This window comes from Arthrobacter sp. B2I5 (assembly GCF_030816735.1).
Taxonomy (GTDB): domain Bacteria; phylum Actinomycetota; class Actinomycetes; order Actinomycetales; family Micrococcaceae; genus Arthrobacter.
Map to the genome: position 1 here is coordinate 2,203,151 of NZ_JAUSYF010000001.1, position 19,566 is coordinate 2,222,716.

Genomic DNA, 19,566 nt, shown 5'->3' on the forward strand with positions numbered 1-19,566 from the left:
CTCTACGGTAAGCCCCGCCCTGCGGCTAATCGAGAGTTTCCTCCAGATTCCTCCGTTGAACCGGGCTCCGGCATAGGCTGGTTGGCATGATGGAGGGGACGGGGGCGGAACGCGGCCGCTCTGAGGATCCGGAGTCCGGGCGGGAGCTGACCCTCCTTAATGAGGGCCGCGTGGAGCTGCTGGGCCGGATCATGAGCGGCAGCAACGCCACGTTCCTGGTGGAAGTTACGTGCGCGGACGATTCCGCTTGGGCCGTCTACAAACCGGAAGCCGGGGAACGGCCGCTCGCGGATTTCGACGCCGGCCTGTACCGCAGGGAGTGCGCGGCCTACCTGCTCAGCGAAGCACTGGGGTGGGGAGTCGTACCGCCGACGATAGTCCGCACAGACGCGCCGCTTGGGGTGGGATCGCTGCAATGGTTCATCGAGGGGGACCTCCAGGAGCATTACTTCACCCTGTACGCGGACTTCCCCGGGACCCACACCGATCTCGCCCGGATCGCCCTGTTCGACTACGTGGCGAACAATACGGACCGGAAGAGCGGGCATGTGCTGCGCGGCACCGACGGCCGTATCTGGGGCATCGACCACGGCCTGTGCTTTTCCGCCGCGTTCAAGTTGCGCACCGTGATCTGGGACTTCGCCGGTGACCCCATTCCAGACAATCTGCTTGAGGACATAAGTCCACTGGCCACCATGGTGCCCGCCGGTGTCGCCGCACTGCTGGACCAGGCCGAAGTGGCAGCACTCCAGCGCCGCGTCCAGCGGGTGCTTCAGGACAAGGTACTTCCCGTTGACCCCACTGGCATGCGCTACCCCTGGCCCCTGGTCTGAGTCATCCTGGTCCGGAACCGGCTGGGCCCGAACTGTTTGCGCCGGCACCCTTACTGGGCGTCCGGATGTCCTTGCGCAGCGGCCGCCGCAGGGGCCGCCTGTTCGAGGTGGGTGCCGATGTGCTCCAGCAGGTAGTGCTGTCCCAGCACCGTGGGATGGTCCCCGTCCGGGCCGATGAGATCGTCAAAATCATCGCTGATCCAGCCCTCCGCGATGGGGTCCACGAACTCTCCGCCCGCCTGCAGGGCAGCGGCCCTGAGCTGGTCACTGATGTCCACCAGCGAAGGATCCGGGATTGCAGAGTACGACGGCGGCCCCACCACAATGATCTTCGCTCCCGGGGCCAGGGCTTCGGCGCGGTCCATCGCCGCCAGGGCGGCATCACCAATATCTGCGGGGGCATGGCCCAGGTCATTCTCCGACCCGAAAAAGACAACAATTCCTGTATCCGGAGTCACGAAGTCTTCAACCTCGGTTCCGAAAGTACCGTCCAGGTCACCCGTACTGATGTAGCCGCTGCCGTTCTCGGCGGCGTTGACCACCTCCAGGCCGGCACCCAGCGGGTCTTTGCGCATCAACGCCGGCCACGCCTCCTGCGGTGACGTGCCGTGGCCGGTGCTCAGGGAGTCCCCCACAACCACAACGCGGACCGGGGGTGCTGCCGTGGCAGGTGGCTGCGTCTGGGCAGTACTCCCTGACGTCACGGCCAGGGCCAGGCCGACCGCACCTGCGGCTATGGCCCGGCCAGGATGCCGGTGGGCGGGATGCGACTGCAGCAGCACGCCATGGTGCATGGGTCCACCTCCTGCCTGCAAGTCGTCGCGGTCCGGCCGCTGCCCGGCGCCGCCAATCCGTCCTCTGTCCGTGTCCCATCGTAGGCAATGGTGGGAATACTGTAGGGCCAAGGTGACCAGGATCAAAGGATGCACAGCCACTGCACAGGAACTTGAGGGGCGTTGGGTAGCCCAGGCACCTGTCATCCGGCGTCCGGATTGTGGTGTTGCCATCGGACTACGCTGTACCCGTGCGACAGAAAACCAACGGGTGGGACCCGGCGAAACGCGTTTCCGAACAGGCACCCGGCGTCCACTTCGTTGAAGGGCCGGCCTCCAACTGGATAGTGGTCCGGGACGGGCCCGGATTCATCCTCATTGACAGCGGTTACCCGGGTGACCGCCACCATGTCCTTGCCTCGCTCCGTCACCTGGGCCTGGAACCCGCGGACGCCCTGGCCCTGCTGCTCACGCACGGCCATGTGGACCATACTGGCTCCGCGGCCTTCTTCTCCGAGTCCTACGGGACACCTGTCCTGTGCGCGGCCGGGGAGTTGGCGCACGTGCAGGGCAAGGAGAAGCACCAGGTGACCCTCGGCCAGGTCCTCAGCCGGGCGTGGCGGCCCCGGGTGTTCCGCTGGATAGTGCACGTCATCAAGGCCGGCGCATTGGCAGCCCGGCCCGCAACGCAGGCAACGGCGTGGGACGCTGCCACACTCCGGGCCCTGCCGGGCCGGCCGGTGGCCATCTCCGTGCCCGGGCACACGCCCGGCAACACGCAATCCTGCTTCCGGAAGCGGGAGCCATCGCGGTCGGCGATTCGTTTGTCAGCGGGCACCCGATCAGCCGGAAGTCCTGTCCGCAAATGCTGCATTCGATGTATCACGCAGATCCGGGCGCGGCGCTCGCCGCCATGCGAAACCTGGCCGGCGTCGACGCTTTGGTTGTCCTGCCGGGACATGGTCCGGCCCTGCGCATGCCGCTGGACCAAGCAGTAGCAGCTCTGGGGAGCCAGCGGCGGAAAGCTGTGCAGGCATCCCGGCGAACGCGCCGCACTGGATTAAAGGGGCAAGCTAAAACTTTCCGTAACGCGCCCGAGCCATGGAATATGCGCCGTAACAAATGAGCCCTGCGGCGATGGCGGCCAGGAGGAACACTCCATACGGCTGCGCTCCGAGGGTCTTCAGCCCGCCATCCAGCCCGGAGGACTTGGACGGGTCGGCGGTTGCGGCGGCCACGATGATCAGCACACCAACGACGGCGAGCACCACGCCCTTGGCGGCGTAGCCAATGGTTCCGATCCACTCCACGGCTGTCCGGGCATCACCGGGGTCCTGCAGGTCTTTCATGAATTTCCGCGTGATGCCGCGATAGGCGTAATAGCCTCCGGCGCCGATGATTGCCAGCCCCACCGCGATCAAGAGCACCACCCCTGCAGGCGCTCCCATCAGCTTTGCCGTGAAATCGCTGGCGGACTGGCTGGAGTTCTTGCTGCCGCCGGAGGCAAAGACGGCAAAGGTGAAGGCCAGGAACCCGAAAACCACGGCCTTGCCCGCGGCGCTGGCGGCCGCCTTCAGCTTCTTCTTGGAATCAGTCTCGGAGCGGGCACCAAAAACGGCTTCACTCAACATCCACAGGGCAAGCGCAGCGCAGGCAACAGCTCCCACCCAGAGCAGGATCCCGCCGCCAGGTTTGGACGCCAGGGCTCCGATTGCTCCCGACTGGTCGGCTTCACCGCCCTGGCCCCTGTCCAGTTGCAATGCGATGACGCCGATCAGGATGTGGACCAGGCCGATGAAGACAAATCCGGCGCGGGCCAGAATACGGACCGCGGGGCTGCGGCTCGCCGACGCGGCCTCGGATACTGCCCTGTTCGCTCCCTGCGACGCGTTGCCCATGGCCGGCCTTTCCACTTTATGCAGTTGATCTCTCGGTCCCCCTGGCGGAGTCTCGTGCCTGCCGGCCCCGCGGGATGATTCAGTGTAAATCCGTCCGCGCCGTCCCGACAGATCCCCCAAAGTTCGGGCCACGGACGGATGACCACTAGAGTCGAAGCGGTGCATGCCGAACAGAACGTTGACCGCCTGACCGCCCTGAACCCAGACATGCTGGGCCTGCCCGCAGAGTTGGCCGGCCAGGGGGAAGACGGCTTCGTCCGGGTGCGCGGCGCCCGTGAGAACAACCTGCGCAACGTCAGCGTCGACGTGCCGCGGGACGCGATTGTGGCGTTCACCGGAGTCTCGGGCTCGGGCAAGTCGTCGCTGGCCTTCGGCACCATCTACGCCGAGGCGCAGCGCCGCTTTTTCGAGTCCGTGGCGCCCTATGCCCGCCGGCTGATCCAGCAGGGCCACAACCCCAAGGTGGAGCAGATCACCGGGCTGCCGCCCGCCGTCGCACTCCAACAGCGGCGCGGCACCGCCACCTCGAGGTCCACCGTGGGGACCGTTACCACGCTCTCCAATTCGCTGCGCATGCTGTTCTCCCGCGCCGGCAGCTACCCGGACGGCGCTACCCCGCTGGATTCGGATGCCTTCTCCCCCAACACCGCGGCAGGCGCCTGCCCCGAATGCCACGGCCTGGGAACCGCCCACACGGTCACCGAAGCATCACTGGTTCCGGACACATCCCTCAGCATCCGCGACGGCGCGGTCGCCGCCTGGCCCGGTGCCTGGCAGGGCAAGAACCTGCGCGACATCCTGACCCACCTCGGCTACGACGTGGACATTCCCTGGCGGCAGTTGCCCCGTGAACAGCGGGACTGGATCCTCTTCACCGAGGACCAGCCCGTGGTGGAAGTGACGCCGCAGCGGGACCGCGTGGCCAAACCGTACAAGGGCCGGTTCTGGAGTGCCAAAAGCTATGTGATGCACACACTGCTTGACTCCAAGAGCCCTGCCATGCGGGAGAAGGTGCTGCGCTTCATGGAGACTGGACCGTGCCCGCGCTGCGATGGCACCGGGCTTCGGCGCGAGGCCCTTGCGGTGACCTTCGCCGGGCACACCATTGCCGGACTCAATGCCGTGCCCATGACCGAACTGGCGGACATCATCCGCCCCACAACCCTGCTGGCTACGGCAGGCACGGCGTCGCGGAAGCAGTCCTCTGAGTCCAATGAAGTGGCCGTGGCCATTACCCGCGACCTGCTGCAGCGCGTCAACGTCCTGCTTGACCTTGGCCTGGGCTACCTGGCGCTGGGGCGGGCCACCCCGACGCTCTCGCCGGGCGAAATGCAGCGGCTCCGGATCGCCACCCAGCTCCGGTCCGGGCTGTTCGGGGTGATCTATGTGCTGGACGAACCGTCAGCCGGCCTGCACCCCGCGGATGCCGAACCCCTCCTTGCAGTCCTGGACCAGTTGAAGGCATCGGGAAATTCCGTGTTCGTGGTGGAGCACAACATGGACGTGGTCCGCCGCGCCGACTGGCTGGTGGACGTGGGTCCCCGCGCCGGCGAGGACGGCGGGCAGGTGCTGTACAGCGGGCCCGTCCAGGGCCTGGACGCTGTGCCAGGGTCAGTGACAAGGCCCTTCCTGTTCCCCAGGGATGCGGCGGGGTTGACGGCCGACGGCGGGAGCGGCACGGGTGCGACGCGGGACGCTGGCGGGTGGCTGGAACTGCGCGGCATCAGCCGCCACAACCTGCGGAACCTGGACGTGGCCTTTCCGCTCGGCGTCCTGACGGCCGTCACGGGCGTATCAGGTTCGGGTAAGTCCACCCTGGTGAGCAAGGTCCTCGCAGATGTTGCCGGCACCTTCCGGCAGGCCAGCGATACCAGCCGGGAGCCACGTGAAGAGCCGGGCATTGAGATCGACGAGGACGGCGGTCCGGGCAGTGTGGGACACGTGTCCGGGCTGGAGCGGATTGACCGCACGGTCAAGGTGGACCAGAAGCCCATCGGGCGCACGCCCCGCTCCAACCTGGCCACTTATACCGGGCTCTTTGATGCGGTCCGGAAGGAGTTCGCTGCCACCGATGCTGCAAGGAGCCGCGGTTTCGGCCCAGGGCGCTTTTCCTTCAATGTGGCCGGCGGACGGTGTGAGACGTGCCAGGGCGAGGGCTTCGTGGCCGTGGAGCTGCTCTTTCTTCCCGGAAGCTACGGTCCCTGCCCGGAATGCAGCGGTTCGCGCTACAACCCGGAAACCCTGGAGGTCACCTATCAGGGCAGAAATATCGCGGAGGTGCTGGGAATGACGGTCAATGCCGCGGCCGGCTTCCTGGCAGGGGTTCCCGCCGCGGCGCGTTCCCTGCAGACCCTCCAGGAAGTGGGCCTGGGCTACCTCCGGCTGGGCCAGCCGGCCACCGAGCTTTCCGGTGGTGAGGCGCAGCGGATCAAGCTGGCCACTGAACTGCAGCGGGCCCGGCGCGGCCACACGCTCTACCTGCTGGACGAGCCCACCACCGGACTCCACCCGGCCGACGTCGAACTCCTGATGGCCCAGCTCAACCGCCTGGTGGACGCCGGCAACACGGTGATCGTTGTGGAACATGCCATGGACGTGGTGGCCGCCGCGGACTGGGTGATGGACCTGGGGCCGGCCGGTGGCGACGCCGGCGGTAAGCTCGTCGCCGCCGGCAGCCCGGCCGCCGTCGCGCGTTCCCGCAGCAGCCGCACCGCTCCCTATCTGGCCGCCGCCCTCCGGGACCGTTACGCCGGGGCGGAAGGGTAGCGGCTTTGGGCTCTTGCCCCCGCTCATGCGCGGGCGTAGGACAGAGGAATGCGTTCCCCCCAGGCGGTGCTTCCACAGGACGTGCTTAGCGGCCGGGTTGCGGTGGTGACCGGTTCAAGCCGCGGCCTTGGATTCGCCATGGCCCGGGAGCTGGGCCTGCACGGTGCGGCTGTAGTGCTGGGAGCAAGATCGGACGACGACGTTGCTGCCGCCGTCGAACGTTTGCGTGCTGCGGGCATCGCTGCATCCGGGAGGCGCTGCGACACCGGCGACCTCGCCGACGTGGAAGCACTCCGGGACGAGGCCATCAGCCGCGGGACGCTGGACATCTGGATCAACAACGCCGGCACGTCGGGGCTCTATGGGCCCACTGCGTCAACGCCCGTGGATGACTTCACACGCGTGGTGCGGACCAACATCCTGGGCACATTCCACGGGGCCAGGGTGGCCCTGCCGGTGTTCCTGCAGCAAGGCCACGGTGACCTGGTGAACCTCTATGGCCAAGGTGACCGGGGACCCGTGGCGCTGCAGAACGCGTATGCGTCAAGCAAGCGATGGGTCCGCCAGTTCACGGAGACACTGCGGTTGGAAACCAAAGGTACGGGCGTGCGGGTGCACGGCATGAATCCCGGCCTGGTGGAAACGGACCTCCTGGGGCGGGTGGCGTCCCAGCCGGGGTTCGAGCACCGCCTCGGGGCCCTGCAGGTGGTGGTGGGACTGTGGGGGCAGAGCGCCGGGCAGGCGGCACGGCCCATCGTGGATCTTGTGACATCCGAGGCCGCGGAGTTCCGGTTCCTGACTAAAAGACGGCTGGTGACCCACGGGTTACGGAACATACTGGGCGGACGCCTGCGCAGGACAAACAGGATGCCGCTGCAGGTCACCGTGGTGCATCCGGACCCGCAGCCCTGAGCGGGGCCCCTCCACCGGCCCCCGTTAGGCAACTGAGACATTCCCAATGCAGGGTTGTGATGCGGCGCACACTATGCTCGACAGCACCATCCGGATCGCGGGAAGAGGCACCATGAGCATCGATATTGAGGTTGGGTCCATCTGCAGCACCGGGGATTCGGCGCGTTTCGGCGCGGCGGCCGACGTCATCGCGACGGCCATTGCCGCCACCATGCAAAGTGTCCTGGAACGCCACGTTGCCTACAACTGGGTCTGGACCGATGAGATCCGCTGCAGGGGGTGCAACGCAAGTCTGCCAATACCGATCCTAGCCAGCACACGTGCCATTGCAGACAGCGTCTTTGAGGCCCACCGCTCAGCGGAAGTGGAAGCAATCCTTGCAATGGGTTCGGGCCTTCTGGACCGCCGCTGACCAATCCTTTTCCGTTGCTGCAGGCAAATATCTGTCCCGCTCTGGACTCTTGGCCGGGGGCACACCAGACTGTCTACAACAGTTGGCCACCGCGCCCGAATTGTCTGCGCTTTCAATGCCCGCGTAAATGGACGGCTGCATTTATTGGGGTTTTACCGTGAGGCATTCTTCACGGCATTGAAAGGACCTGGCCATGCCGGACTTTGCACCGTTCTTCCCGCTGATCGCCATTATTCTGGGCGTTCTTGTTGCCATTGTTTTTATCTGGGTGGCAACAAAGCTGATGTGGAAGGTGGCAGAACCCAACGAGGCCCTGATCATCTCCGGGCTGACCAGGGGAACCCTGGAAACCAGGGCAGGAATGGACTTCAAGATTGTGACCGGCAAAGGCGCCCTGGTCCTCCCCGGACTCCAGACCGTGCGGCCATTGTCACTCACATTGAATGAAACGGAACTCAAGGTTTCCTGTGTTACCTCCCAGGGCATCCAGGTCATTGTTGAAGGCGTCGTCATTTACAAGATCGGCGATGCTCCGCCCTTCATTGCCAACGCGGCGCGCCGATTCCTGGGCCAGCAGCCCAAAATGCAGAGCCAGGTATACAACGTCTTTGAAGGCCACCTCCGCTCCATTATCGGCAGCATGACGGTGGAGGAAATCATCCGGGAGCGGGACAAACTGGGCTCGCAGGTCCGCAGCGCCAGCGGGGTGGAAATGGAAAAGCTGGGCCTGGTGGTGGATTCGCTCCAGATCAAGGACCTGCAGGACCCCACCGGCTACATCCAGAACATCGCAAAGCCGCATATCGCCCAGGTAAAGATGGAGGCCCGGATTGCCGAGGCCACCCGCAACCGGGAAGCGGCGGAAAAGGAAGCGGAAGCCGCAGCCCTGATTGCGGACGCTCAGAGCGTTTCGGCGATCCGGCAGTCGGTGGCGCAGGCCAACGCGGAACGGGCCAGGGCAAACGCCGCCCAGGCCGGACCTCTGGCTGAGGCTACTGCACGGCAGCAGGTGGTGGTCCAGGAAACCGAAGTTGCCAAGCTTGAGGCGGACCGTGAGGAGCAAAAGCTGCAGACGAGCATCCGGAAGCCTGCTGACGCGAAAGCCTATGCCAAGCGCACCGACGCCGAAGGGCAGAAGGCGGCGGATATCAGCGCCGCCGAGGCTTTGGCGCGCCGCACCGAGCTTGAGGCCCAGGCGAACGCCAGGCGCACGGAACTGCAGGCCCAGGCGAACGCCACCGCCGCTGCCGCGGCAGCCGGAGCAACGAAGGTCACCGGTGAGGCCGAAGCCGCCGCAACCAGGGCCAAGGGTGACGCCGCGGCCTCCGCCATCAAGGCCAAGGCGCTGGCCGAAGCTGACGGCATCAAGGCCCGGGCCGAAGCGCTGGGCACCAACCAGGACGCGGTCATCTCCCAGCAGCTTGCCGAGAACATGCCTGCCATCATCGCCGCAGCAGCGGAGCCCTTCTCGCACGTGGGCAACATGACCGTCCTCAACGGCGGCGAGGGCGTCAACAAGATGCTGGGCGGCATCCTGGCGCAGGCTGGCGACTACCTGCCTGCCCTCGCGTCCGCGCTCCGAAAAGGCGAGGACACCAAGCGTCCGCCCAAGGCACCGGGTGCGTAGGGCTGCCGGTGCACAAGGACGTTGACCGGAGCCTGACCGGGAAGATCGGCCGGGTGACCGGGCGCATCGGCCCGGGCACCATTGGCGAAGTCATGCTTCCCTATCTTGGCGGCACCATGGCATTCCATGCCCACCCGTACGACAAGACCAGTGAGTTCCCGGCGGGCAGTGAGGTGCTGGTGATCTATTTCGACCCGCCGCAAACGGTGTATGTGGACGAGCTTCCGGACGTGCTGAAGCACCCGGAGTAGGCCCTCCCCCGGCCTCCTTGGAGAGCTACCGCCCGCCCTCCATTTTGCGGCTGCGCTGTTCCAAGGCCATGGGGCCATAGGGATAGACGCCCGTCTCCGGCTGGCTGGCCTGGGTGAGCCGGGCGGATTCGTCAGCACTGAGTTCCAGGTCCGCGGCGGCCAGGTTGTCAGCCAGCTGTTCCATGGTCCGGGCCCCCAGGATCACGGACGTCACGGCAGGGCGGTCCGCCAGCCAGGCCAGGGCCACCTGGGACGGGCTTACGCCGTGGGCGTCCGCGATGTCCTGGACAGCGTCGATGACAGCCCACGTCCTCGGGTTCTCGTTGCGCGCCTTCCAGGCCTCCATGCCACGTTCGGGGTTTTCGCCGAGGCGTGTTGCGCCGGAAGGGTGCTGGTCGCGCTTGTACTTGCCGGACAGCCAGCCGCCGCCCAGGGGCGACCACGGCAGCAGGCCAACCCCGGCGTCAAGGGCGGCCGGAACGATTTCGAATTCGATGTCCCGGACCAGCAGGCTGTACTGGGGCTGCAGACTGACGGGCGGGTTCCACCCCTGGTTGCGTGCCACATGCACGGCCTTGGTGAGCTGCCAGCCCAGGAAGTTCGAGAAGCCGTAGTAGGCGATCTTTCCGCGGGTCACTGCGTCGTCCAGGAAGCGGAGGGTCTCCTCCAGCGGGGTGATCGGGTCCCATGCATGCATCTGGTACAGGTCGATCTGTTCCACGCCCAGGCGGCGGAGGGAATTGTCCAGGGCGCGCGTCAGGCGCCGCCGGGACGTTCCGACGTCGTTCGGTGCCGCACCCATGGGAAAGCGTCCCTTAGTGGCGATCACCGCTTTATCCCTCACCTCGGGCCGGTTGGCCAGCCAGCGGCCGATGATTTCTTCCGAGACTCCAGCACTGTAGACATCGGCGGTGTCAATGAAGTTGCCGCCGGCTTCGAAGTAGCTGTCCAGGATGGCATGGGAGGTTTCCTCCGTCGCCTCCGCGCCAAACGTCATGGTGCCCAGCGCATAGCTGGTGACGATGGTGCCGCTGTTTCCCAGTGTTCGGTACTGCATGGTTGTCCTCACATTCAGTGGTGGTTGGGCGGAAAGCTGCGGCCGGCCGCATCCCGGGTGCTGGTGCGGATCCGGTACAGGCTGGTGGTTGCTGTGACGTACAGGTCCTGCCCGTCCGGACCGCCGAAGCACAGGTTGGACACGGTCTCCGGCACGGCAATGGTTTCCAGGAGTTCAAAAGACGGTGAGTAGATCCTTACGGACGGGCCGGCGGAGGTCCAGATCCTGCCCTCGACATCGACCCGCAGTCCGTCAGCCGGAAAACCCTCTTCCAGCTCCAGCGTCCCTGTCCTGCGGCTGCAGCGGCCCTCATGCACGCTGTAGGTGGCGATCCGCAGGGGCACGCCATAAGGGGAACCGGCCGTGTCCGCGACATAGAGGACGGATTCGTCAGGCGAGAAGGCGAGCCCGTTGGGGTGCACAAGGTCCGTAACTTCCACCGTCATTGATCCTGAGCTGGGCTCAAAGCGGAACACATGGCACCCGCCGTATTCCTGCTCGCCTTCGTGGCCTTCCTTCGTCCCCGGAAGAATCCCATACGGCGGGTCGGTGAACCAGATGCTGCCGTCCCGGGCAATCACCACGTCGTTGGGTGAGTTCAGCCTGCGGCCCTGGAAGGAATCCACCAGGCCGGTTACGGTTCCTTCACGGTCGCGCTCCACCCGGCGGAGGCCGTGGCTGCACTGCACCACGCTGCCGTCATGATCCAGGGTGCGACCGTTGGTGAACTCCACGCCACCTGCGTATTCCCGAATGGTCCCGGTGGCCGGGTCAAACTCGAGGATGCGGTTGTTGGGGATGTCACTCCATCGCACCGTCTGCGACGACGGTACCCACAAAGGTCCCTCCGCCCACACGGAGCCGGTGAAAAGGCACTCCAGTGTGCCGCTTGTCATTCCGCCGTTCATCGACGCTCCCCTACGGTCCAGATTTCTGCCGTTGCACTGCCCGTCATGGCGCGAAGCCCGGGAGACGGCATGCACAGGACCACCCTAGCGTCACGGGCAAGATCCCTGGTCCGTGGGACGCGCCCATAGAATGGCGCTGTTCGTATGTCGAACTTTTGTACGTGACATGAACTTAGGGTATTCTCGCAGAATTGCGTGCCACAGATCACTCCTCCAAGTAATGGAGCTCTCACCTGGCATGCCTGTTTAGACGTATTGATCAAAGAGGATTACATGACTATTTCCCCCACGGCCCGCCCTTCCCAATGGCCGGTCTGGCTTTGCTGGCTGGCCATGGTCCTGGACGGCTTTGACCTGGTGGTGCTGGGCACCGTTATCCCAACGCTGCTCAAGACCGGCCAACTGGGCTTTGATGCGGTTGGCGCCACGCTGGCAGCAACTATTTCCCTTGTCGGCGTTGGCCTGGGCGCGTTGTTCATAGCCCCGCTTTCAGACAAGTTCGGGCACAGGAAACTGCTCTTCGCCTGCGTACTCTGGTTCTCGGTCTTCACCATCGCCGTCGTATGGGCTCCCAACGTGGCTGTATTCAGTGCTTTCCGGCTCCTGGCCGGCCTCGGCCTTGGGGCCTGCCTCCCGGTCGCCCTCGCATACATGAACGACTACGCTTCGGCGGGGTCAGCCGGTAAGTCAACCACCCGCACAATGACCGGGTACCACGTCGGCGCCGTGGCAACAGCCTTCCTGGCGTTGCTGGTCATTCCGGACTGGCGGACGATGTTCGTGGTGGGCGGCGTTACAGGGCTGGTTCTCCTGCCGTTCCTGTGGTTCAAACTGCCGGAAATGACACACGCGGAACGGAGCGCGCGGAAAGAGAAGCAGGCCACTTTCCGGGATCTGGGCAAGAAGCCATATCCCCTGGTTGCTGCTGCAATCGCCGCTGCTTCATTCATGGGGCTGCTGCTGGTCTACGGCCTGAACACGTGGCTTCCGCAGCTGATGGCGTCGGCGGGATACCCCGTCAGTGCAGGCCTTTCCCTGCTGCTCGTGCTGAACCTGGGTGCCGTCGCAGGCCTCTTCATCGCTGGCGTCCTTGCTGATAAGCACGGGACCAAGCCCATTGTGCTGGTGTGGTTCGGTCTTTCTGCCGTGTTCCTTGCCCTGCTCAGTTTCAAGGTTGACAACGCGATCCTGCTCAATGCCCTTGTCTTCGTCACGGGCGTCTTTGTCTTCAGTTCGCAGGTGCTCGTTTATGCCTGGGTCAGCCAGTTGTTCCCGGCGCACCTTCGTGCAACCGCCCTCGGTTTCGCCGCGGGCGTCGGCCGCGTCGGCGCCATCGCCGGACCCGCCGTCACCGGCGGCCTGGTCGCCGCAGGCATCGCCTACCCATGGGGTTTCTACGCCTTCGCGGCAGCCGGGGCACTCGCCGTCGTAGGCCTGCTGGCAGTCCCGCCCGCAATAGCAGCCGGACAGCCGGCGCAGGAGCGCGTCAGCTGAGCTTTGCTGCGGGACAGCGTGGCCCGGCCGGCTCCATTGGCCGGCCGGGCCGGGTAGATATTTACCGGGCAAAGTTCGACGCCGGAGGTAATGACGCGGAGGCAGGCTTTGGTTAAGATCGAGGTTCCACGCTCAGCCATTTGAGGCCTTGCGCCGTCGGGCCCGGGGAGCGTCGGGGAGGCAGAGAGGCCACCATGGACGTCACACAGCCGGGCGCGCATGCGTTGGACCCCTTCCCCCACTATGAGCGGATGCGGGCAACAGCCGCTGTCTTTCAGGATGACCGATCGGGGAGCTGGCACGTTTTCCGGTACGACGACGTCCAGCGGGTGCTGTCCGAGCACGCAACATTCTCGTCCCGCATGGGCGGTGATAATCCATCCGGTTCCGGGCAGCTCTTCGCCGCAAGCCTCATCACCACCGATCCCCCAAGGCACCGGCAGCTGCGCTCCCTGGTCACGCAGGCTTTCACCCCGAAAGCCGTTGACGCGCTGGCTCCACGCATTGTCGAACTCACGGACGAGCTTCTGGAAGGGATTGCTGCCCGCGGGAGCGCAGACCTGATCAAAGAACTGGCATATCCGCTGCCGGTCATCGTGATTTCCGAGCTCATGGGCATCCCGGCGGAGGACCGCGAGCGTTTCAAACAATGGTCGGACGTGATCGTCAGCCAAACGCAGTCCGGTCCGGCCGGCGACGGAGATGATGCCACCGCAGCAGAGATGATCGGGTACTTCCTGGCCCTCATTGACCAACGCCGGAGCCGGCCCGGCGAGGACCTGATCAGCACCTTGCTGGCCGCCGAAATAGACGGCCAAAAACTGACGGTGCCTGAACTGCTCGGATTCTGCAGTCTGCTGCTCGTCGCCGGCAATGAGACCACCACCAACCTGATCGGCAACGCCGTCTTCTGTTTGGCTGAGTCGCCCGGCACACTCGAGCGTGTCCTTGAAGAGCCCGACTTGCTGCCCCAGACCCTCGAAGAGGTGCTGCGCTTCCGGTCGCCGGTCCAATCGATGTACCGGGTGAGCGTGGCGGAGACATTCCTGGGCGATCAACGTATCCCGGCAGGGGCACCGATCGTGGCCTGGATCGGCTCCGCCAACCGCGATGAGCAGCAGTTCCAGCGGCCGGCTGAGTTCGACGTCGACCGCAGCCCGAACCGGCACCTGGCCTTCGGACACGGCGTCCACTTTTGCCTCGGCGCGCCACTGGCCCGGCTGGAGGCGAGGATCGCACTGGAGGCACTGCTGGCCCGCCTGCCGGGGCTTTCCCTGGCACCTGAAGCGCAGCTGGAACGAATGGAAAGCACCATTGTTTACGGGCTGAAGGCACTGCCCGTCAGGTGGCAGCCCGCCTGACCGGCAGGTGGCAGCCCGCCTGACCGGCAGGTGGCCCGGCCTATTCCGGGGCACCCGCTTTTGCGGCGTAGTCAGCCGCCTGTGCCCGCACCTGGCGGATATAGGCATCAGACTGGTTGTAGGAGTGGACGGCGTCCGTCCACCCCCGCGCGGTTGTCAGGTTCCGGCCGTGGCCGCACAGGTACGTGGCGGCGCTGAGGGCGGCGTCGTCAATGTTGGACGGATCTGCCGCTCCGTCCCCGTTCCCGTCCCTTCCAGCAAGCCGCCACGTGGAGGGAATGAACTGCATCGGTCCTACGGCGTGGTCCCAAAGGGCATCATCGTCCAGGAGACCCCCATCGGTGTCTGCGATGGCAGCGAATCCATCGCCGTTAAGGCTCGGACCAACGATGGGACCGCTGGCCTGCCCGTCGGCGCCAAGTCTGCCGCCGCCATAAGTTCCGTGGGCTGATTCGACGAAGCCCACCGCCGCCAGCGTATTCCAGCCGATTCCACAGTCAGGGGTGGAACGATTGGCGGCGTCGGAGGCAGCAACGTACGCCCGCAGCGCCCGGGCAGGGATCCCTGTTTGTGCCGCGGACCGCACCAGCCACTCGGCGTCCGGACTCCGCGTGACGTTCACGGCGGTATCCATGCCGGCGGGCCGGGCATCGAAGATCACGCCGGCCCGCGGTGGTGCGGAAAAGGCCACCCGGGCATCCGCGCCCGGCTGCCGGATAAACCAAAAGGAGAATGCCGTGCTGACGCAAACCACCAACAGGCCAAAGACCACAAAGCGTTTTACACGGAGCACTGACTAATCAAACCATCAAGCTTCGAGGCTGGATAACCGGACGACTGCAGATGGCGCCGCTGGAGCACATTCTGGACGACGTCCCAAGCCGGGACCCAAATGACCTGCCCGGCATGATTTCCCGTGACGCCGCCGCGCGGTCAGCGCACCACCGTGCGGTGACCGGCATCCAGGCGCTGCGTCCAGCCACGGGAATCGAGATGTTCCAGCAGCGGAACGGCAATCCGGCGTGTTGTGCCCAGTGCCTGCCGTGCTTCGCTTGTGGTGAAGGGCTGGTCCAACCGTGCCAGGGTGCGCATCGCCAGGGCCGGCGCCGTAGGCAGCAACACCACGCCGTCGCGCAACCGCAGCAGGCGCCCCGTGCGTTCGGCGGCGGCGATTTCCCGGGCTCCGAGGCCCAGTGCAGCCAGCTCATCGGCCTCCGGGGCATGGAACGCATCTGCGCCGAGCCTGCGCTCCAATTCGGCGATGGCGGGCTCCACGGGGCCGAGGTTGCCCTGGCTGCCAGGCAGCCGGATGTGGCCGCTGTCCTGTTCAAGGGCGGCCCCACGGATGACGTGGGGCAGAAGCCTCTCGCCGGGCAGCCTCAGCAGGTCCCGCGCCGCGCCCATGGAAAGGCCGGGCGCCAATGGATCACGCTCCTGCAGCGCCTGGACCGCATTGCGCAGCCGATCCTGCCATGCCTCCAGGACGGGGACATGCACCCACCAATCCCCAAAAGCCCGTATGCCCGACGGCGCGTCCGCGTCCTGCCCGGGCAGCAGTCCGAGCCTGCGCAGATGCTGAACCTGGACGGCTCCGCGGGCTGCTACTTCTCCCAGTACATCTCCGGCGGGGTCCATGCCTGCAAGCCGTTCGGCCCAGCGGGCGCCATCGCCGCGCCGCTCCAAGGCCGGAGGGTCGGCATCGACGACGCGCGCGCCGCCCAGCACGGACCGGCTTCCGGGGTCACGCAGCACCATCCGGTCGCCGAGGACAAGCGGCAGGGGCCGGTCCAGGACGAGCCGGGCATGGTCGGTTCCGAACGGCCGCAGGCGGGCAGGCACGGAGGCAGTGCCAACATGCACCACGAGTTGTTCCGGCACCTCGGTATAGGCGACGCCGGTGGTCCGCTGGATGCCGACCACGCCGGTGGTGGGCCACGCATCGGGAGTAACCAGCGCGTCCCCACGCCGGATATCCGTTGGGGCAACGTCGCGCAGGTTCAAGGCAACCCTGCTAACAGGCTCCACTGAGGCGTAGGAGGTGTCGCGGCTTTGCAGGCCGCGGACTGTGACGGTGCGGGAACCGGCGTGGCCCAGCAGCTCCAGCCGGTCACCCTGGGCGAGTGTGCCTGCTGCCAGTGTTCCGGTGACCACCGTTCCGGAACCGGTGATGGTGAACGAGCGGTCCACCCACAACCTGACCCGCCCGGTGGTGGCGGGAGCCGGCACCTGGGACAGGACGTCGTCGAGCGCTGTCCGCAGGTCAACCAGGCCTGTTCCGTCGATGGCGGACACAGCTACGGCGGGCGCGTCCTTCAAACCGGTCCCGGCCAACTCACTGCGGGTCCGGGCGAGTACGTCTGCAACCCGCTGCCGGGATGCCCGGTCCGCGCGGCTGAGGACCACGACGCCGTGTTCAATACCGAGCGCAGCGACGGCGTCCCGGTGATCGCTTGACTGCGCCTGCCAGCCCTCATCCGCGGCTACGACGAAGCAGACCACCGGCGCCGGCCCTATTCCGGCAAGCATGTTGCCGAGGAACCGTTCGTGGCCCGGTACGTCAACGAACGCAACATCCTTTCCGGACGGGAGGGTTGTCCAGGCATAGCCCAGGTCAATGGTCAGCCCGCGGCGCCGTTCTTCCTCCCAACGGTCCGGCTCCATGCCGGTGAGCGCGCGGACCAGGGTGCTTTTACCGGAATCGACATGTCCGGAGGTGGCAACAACGTGCACGGATCAGCCTGCCCTGCCTGCATCGGCGCCCTCACGGGTTGCCAGTGCCTGCCGTACCGCATTGAGAATCCTGTCGTCGTCCGCTGCCGGCACGCAACGCAGGTCGATCAGGCAGGAACCGTCATTGACCCGCGGCAGGACGGCCGGGTTGCCTGTGCGCAGGTGGCCTGCGATTTTCTCAGGGAGTCGGAGGGCCCATCCCGGCAGGGGAACTCCGGGGGCGCCGCCGCCCCCTACCCTGCCGTCATGTGCCACAACGGGTACACCCAGGGCATGGGCCAGCCGCTCTGTACGTTGGCGCAACTGTTCGACATCGGCGTGCAGGGCCTGGACAACCGGCGCCGCTGGCCCCGCGAGGGTCGCCTCCAGGGCGGCGAGGGCAAGTTTGTCGGCGCGGACCGCACGGGCGAGCGGGTGGCGGGCCAGGCGGGTGATGATCTCCTTACGGCCAAGCAACAGGCCCGCTTGGGGGCCGCCCAGCAGCTTGTCACCGCTGGCTATGACGACGTCGGCCCCGCTCGCCAAAGCGGTGGCAGCATCGGGTTCATCGGGCAGGTAAGGGTCGGGGGCCAGCAGCCCGCTGCCCAGATCGGCCACGAGTGGAACGCCGTGTGCCACCGTAAGCGGGCTCAGTTCGTCAAGCGGAACAGCGGACGTGAATCCGTCCACCCGGAAGTTGCTGGGGTGGACCTTGAGTACGCAACCGGTGTCCGGTCCGAGGGCGCCGGCGTAGTCATGCAGGTGTGTCCGGTTGGTGGTGCCCACCTCGCGCAGCCTGGCACCGGTCGACTCCATCAAGTCCGTCAGCCGAAAGCCCGCACCGATCTCGACGAGTTCGCCCCGGCTCACCACCACTTCCCGGCCGGCGGCCAGGGCTGTGGTGGCCAACACCAGCGCCGCTGCCCCGTTGTTGACCACCAGGGCGTCCTCGGCGGCGGGACAGGCGGCGAGCAATGCAGCGCGGGCGCCCGCGCCGCGTCGTGAGCGGCTGCCGTCCGCCAGGTCCAGTTCCACGTCCACGTAGCCGCTGGCGGTGACAAGGGCGTCCACCGCGGCTGTGGAAAGGGGCGCACGTCCCAGGTTGGTGTGGACGATGACGCCGGTGGCATTGAGCACCGGGCGCAGGGTCATGGCCGTTCGTGAAGCCAGCGCGGCGAGCAGGGTTGGTTCCACTTGGCCTGAAGGGAGATCACCGCACCGGGCCTGCTCCTGGACTTGCCGGACCAGTTCGCGGATGACCCGCTCGTGGAGCCTTGTCCGGGCCTCGTGAACGGCCGGCAGTGCCAGCAGGTCGTTCGTGCGGGGAATCAGGCGCCGGGGATCGACCTGGTCCACAGCCCTCCTCGTGTCGCGGCATTCACTGCCGAAAGTTGGCGGTGGCGGACGGGAATCGAACCCGCCAGGCCGAGATGCTCAGCCGCACCGGTTTTGAAGACCGGGGGGCCCACCAGGACCCGGACGCCACCGCGCCTCAATATAGCAGGTTGTCCTGCGGGGGTTAGGCTGGGCGGGTGAGTGAGGTTCAGACACCAATTCAGCAACCAGATCATGCTGCCGCCGGCACGCTCCGGCTGACCGAATATGCCCACGGCGGGGGCTGCGCCTGCAAAATTCCGCCGGGCGAGCTCGAAGACGCGGTCCGCGGGCTCATTGGCCAACAGGGCGCAGAGGTCCTGGTTGGCCTTGACAGCGGCGACGACGCGGCGGCGGTCCTGGTGCGCGACGATCTGGCGGTCCTTACCACCGCCGACTTCTTCACCCCCGTTGTCAACGATGCGTTTGACTGGGGCCGCATCGCTGCCGCCAATGCCCTCTCTGACATTTACGCGATGGGCGGCCAGCCGGTCACCGCGATCAACCTCGTGGGCTGGCCCCGCGGAGTCCTGCCGCTGGAGCTCATGACGGAGGTGCTGCGCGGCGGCCTAAGCGTCGCATCAGAAGCAGGGTGCCCGGTGCTCGGCGGGCACTCCATCGACGATCCGGAGCCAAAGTACGGCATGGCCGTCACCGGAATAGCCCACCCCGACCGCCTGCTCCGCAATGATGCCGCCCAGCCCGGGATGCCGATCACGCTGACCAAACCACTCGGCGTCGGGCTTCTCAACAACCGGCACAAGCAGACCGGCGAGGTGTTCACCGAAGCCGTCGAGACCATGGCGGCGCTGAACCGCGACGCGGCCGAAGCCGCCGTGGCCGCCGGCGTCCGGGCAGCGACAGACGTAACGGGTTTTGGCCTGCTTGGACACCTGTACAAGATGGTCCGTGCCTCGGAAGTAGGCGCCGTGATTGACCGATCAGCGGTACCGCTGATCGAAGGGGCGCGTGAGGCGCTGCGGGATGGCTTCGTCTCCGGCGGGACCCGACGCAATCTCGACTGGGTGCGGCCGCACGTGGAGGCCGGTCCCGGCGTCACCGAGGACGATCTGCTGGTACTGGCCGATGCCCAGACCTCCGGCGGCCTGCTGGTGGTCGGTGAGCTGCCGGGTCACCCCGTGATTGGCCACACCACCGCGGGCCAGGGCATCCAGGTCCGCTGAAGCCCGG

At 66.3% G+C, this 19,566-nt stretch carries 17 protein-coding genes and 1 tRNA gene; 10 read left to right on the forward strand and 8 right to left on the reverse strand.

What is annotated here, in order from left to right; all coding sequences use genetic code 11:
* Positions 1 to 86: 86 nt before the first annotated feature.
* Positions 87 to 833: an SCO1664 family protein gene (locus QFZ60_RS10500; RefSeq protein WP_307090318.1), complete on the forward strand. Its 747-nt coding sequence runs from the start codon at positions 87 to 89 to the stop codon at positions 831 to 833.
* Between the two features lie 50 nt (positions 834 to 883).
* Here the strand turns inward: QFZ60_RS10500 and QFZ60_RS10505 are convergent, their stop codons facing one another.
* Positions 884 to 1,627 carry an SGNH/GDSL hydrolase family protein gene (locus QFZ60_RS10505; protein ID WP_307090320.1) on the reverse strand — a complete coding sequence of 248 codons (744 nt, stop codon included), beginning with the start codon at positions 1,625 to 1,627 and terminating at the stop codon, positions 884 to 886.
* A 230-nt stretch (positions 1,628 to 1,857) separates the two neighbouring features.
* Between QFZ60_RS10505 and QFZ60_RS10510 the strand changes: the two genes are divergently transcribed.
* Positions 1,858 to 2,604, forward strand: coding sequence for an MBL fold metallo-hydrolase (locus QFZ60_RS10510; RefSeq protein WP_307090322.1), 747 nt, complete (start codon positions 1,858 to 1,860; stop codon positions 2,602 to 2,604).
* A 75-nt stretch (positions 2,605 to 2,679) separates the two neighbouring features.
* Here the strand turns inward: QFZ60_RS10510 and QFZ60_RS10515 are convergent, their stop codons facing one another.
* On the reverse strand, positions 2,680 to 3,504 hold the full coding sequence (locus tag QFZ60_RS10515; protein WP_307090324.1) for a DUF1206 domain-containing protein: 825 nt from the start codon (positions 3,502 to 3,504) through the stop codon (positions 2,680 to 2,682).
* A 207-nt stretch (positions 3,505 to 3,711) separates the two neighbouring features.
* Between QFZ60_RS10515 and QFZ60_RS10520 the strand changes: the two genes are divergently transcribed.
* From QFZ60_RS10520 to QFZ60_RS10540, 5 genes are all read left to right on the forward strand, one after another.
* Positions 3,712 to 6,270: an excinuclease ABC subunit UvrA gene (locus QFZ60_RS10520; RefSeq protein ID WP_307093287.1), complete on the forward strand. Its 2,559-nt coding sequence runs from the start codon at positions 3,712 to 3,714 to the stop codon at positions 6,268 to 6,270.
* A 48-nt stretch (positions 6,271 to 6,318) separates the two neighbouring features.
* Positions 6,319 to 7,182 carry an SDR family oxidoreductase gene (locus tag QFZ60_RS10525; RefSeq protein ID WP_307090326.1) on the forward strand — a complete coding sequence of 288 codons (864 nt, stop codon included), beginning with the start codon at positions 6,319 to 6,321 and terminating at the stop codon, positions 7,180 to 7,182.
* 112 nt (positions 7,183 to 7,294) lie between these two features.
* Positions 7,295 to 7,594 (forward strand): hypothetical protein, encoded by a 300-nt coding sequence (locus tag QFZ60_RS10530; RefSeq protein ID WP_307090328.1) that lies wholly within the window; start codon positions 7,295 to 7,297, stop codon positions 7,592 to 7,594.
* Positions 7,595 to 7,787: 193 nt separating this feature from the next.
* Positions 7,788 to 9,221 (forward strand): flotillin family protein, encoded by a 1,434-nt coding sequence (locus tag QFZ60_RS10535; RefSeq protein WP_142121626.1) that lies wholly within the window; start codon positions 7,788 to 7,790, stop codon positions 9,219 to 9,221.
* Positions 9,222 to 9,229: 8 nt separating this feature from the next.
* Complete coding sequence (locus QFZ60_RS10540; RefSeq protein ID WP_142121624.1) at positions 9,230 to 9,472, forward strand: hypothetical protein; 243 nt, start codon at positions 9,230 to 9,232, stop codon at positions 9,470 to 9,472.
* A gap of 25 nt (positions 9,473 to 9,497) precedes the next feature.
* Here the strand turns inward: QFZ60_RS10540 and QFZ60_RS10545 are convergent, their stop codons facing one another.
* Together QFZ60_RS10545 and QFZ60_RS10550 are read right to left on the reverse strand one after the other, a co-directional pair.
* On the reverse strand, positions 9,498 to 10,529 hold the full coding sequence (locus QFZ60_RS10545) for an aldo/keto reductase (protein WP_307090331.1): 1,032 nt from the start codon (positions 10,527 to 10,529) through the stop codon (positions 9,498 to 9,500).
* Positions 10,530 to 10,543: 14 nt separating this feature from the next.
* Positions 10,544 to 11,425, reverse strand: coding sequence for an SMP-30/gluconolactonase/LRE family protein (locus QFZ60_RS10550; protein WP_373427674.1), 882 nt, complete (start codon positions 11,423 to 11,425; stop codon positions 10,544 to 10,546).
* A gap of 285 nt (positions 11,426 to 11,710) precedes the next feature.
* On the opposite strand from QFZ60_RS10550, the gene QFZ60_RS10555 reads away from it, so the two are divergent.
* Positions 11,711 to 12,931 (forward strand): aromatic acid/H+ symport family MFS transporter, encoded by a 1,221-nt coding sequence (locus QFZ60_RS10555; RefSeq protein ID WP_307090335.1) that lies wholly within the window; start codon positions 11,711 to 11,713, stop codon positions 12,929 to 12,931.
* Positions 12,932 to 13,125: 194 nt separating this feature from the next.
* The gene (locus tag QFZ60_RS10560; protein WP_307090336.1) at positions 13,126 to 14,292 is read left to right on the forward strand and encodes a cytochrome P450; all 1,167 of its coding nucleotides are present in this window, start codon (positions 13,126 to 13,128) and stop codon (positions 14,290 to 14,292) included.
* Positions 14,293 to 14,332: 40 nt separating this feature from the next.
* On the opposite strand, the gene QFZ60_RS10565 is transcribed toward QFZ60_RS10560, so the two are convergent.
* The 4 genes from QFZ60_RS10565 to QFZ60_RS10580 all read right to left on the reverse strand — a co-directional run bounded on the left by QFZ60_RS10565 (position 14,333) and on the right by QFZ60_RS10580 (position 18,488).
* On the reverse strand, positions 14,333 to 15,085 hold the full coding sequence (locus QFZ60_RS10565) for a lytic transglycosylase domain-containing protein (RefSeq protein WP_307090337.1): 753 nt from the start codon (positions 15,083 to 15,085) through the stop codon (positions 14,333 to 14,335).
* Positions 15,086 to 15,225: 140 nt separating this feature from the next.
* On the reverse strand, positions 15,226 to 17,022 hold the full coding sequence (gene selB, locus QFZ60_RS10570) for a selenocysteine-specific translation elongation factor (protein WP_307090339.1): 1,797 nt from the start codon (positions 17,020 to 17,022) through the stop codon (positions 15,226 to 15,228).
* A 3-nt stretch (positions 17,023 to 17,025) separates the two neighbouring features.
* Positions 17,026 to 18,357, reverse strand: a complete 1,332-nt coding sequence (selA, locus tag QFZ60_RS10575; RefSeq protein WP_307090340.1) for an L-seryl-tRNA(Sec) selenium transferase — start codon at positions 18,355 to 18,357, stop codon at positions 17,026 to 17,028.
* A gap of 36 nt (positions 18,358 to 18,393) precedes the next feature.
* Positions 18,394 to 18,488, reverse strand: a tRNA-Sec gene (locus QFZ60_RS10580).
* Positions 18,489 to 18,554: 66 nt separating this feature from the next.
* On the opposite strand from QFZ60_RS10580, the gene selD reads away from it, so the two are divergent.
* Complete coding sequence (selD, locus tag QFZ60_RS10585) at positions 18,555 to 19,559, forward strand: selenide, water dikinase SelD (protein WP_373427718.1); 1,005 nt, start codon at positions 18,555 to 18,557, stop codon at positions 19,557 to 19,559.
* Positions 19,560 to 19,566: the final 7 nt, after the last annotated feature.